The sequence below is a fragment of the Nioella ostreopsis genome, from assembly GCF_004000255.1.
Taxonomy (GTDB): domain Bacteria; phylum Pseudomonadota; class Alphaproteobacteria; order Rhodobacterales; family Rhodobacteraceae; genus Nioella; species Nioella ostreopsis.
Genome location: NZ_RCIQ01000097.1, coordinates 1 through 343 on the forward strand (window position 1 = coordinate 1; position 343 = coordinate 343).

The window sequence follows — 343 nt, forward strand, 5'->3', positions numbered from 1 at the left end:
ATCGTCCCGCGCGGGTCGCTCGACCCCGATCTGATCCACCTGCCCGGCATCTACGTGCATCGCATCATTCAGGGCGCGCACGAGAAACGCATCGAACAGCGCACGACACGCAAGCGGGAGGAAGCATAATGCCCTGGGATCGGAATCAGATTGCCGCCCGCGCGGCGGAAGAGCTTGAAGACGGCATGTATGTGAACCTCGGCATCGGCATCCCGACGCTGGTGGCGAACTATGTGGGCGACAAGGACATCACGCTGCAATCCGAAAACGGCATGCTCGGCATGGGCCCCTTCCCCTTTGAGGGCGAGGAAGACCCCGACCTGATCAACGCGGGCAAGCAGAC

1 protein-coding gene and 1 pseudogene are annotated in these 343 nt (G+C 62.4%); both read left to right on the top strand.

Annotated elements, in window-relative coordinates:
* Nucleotides 1-129: pseudogene (locus EP237_RS23670) on the top strand (succinyl-CoA--3-ketoacid-CoA transferase); the annotation flags it as partial.
* A partial coding sequence (locus EP237_RS22965) for a CoA-transferase (RefSeq protein WP_276317023.1) occupies nucleotides 129-343 on the top strand: 215 nt, incomplete at its 3' end. The pseudogene EP237_RS23670 and the gene EP237_RS22965, both read left to right, overlap by 1 nt.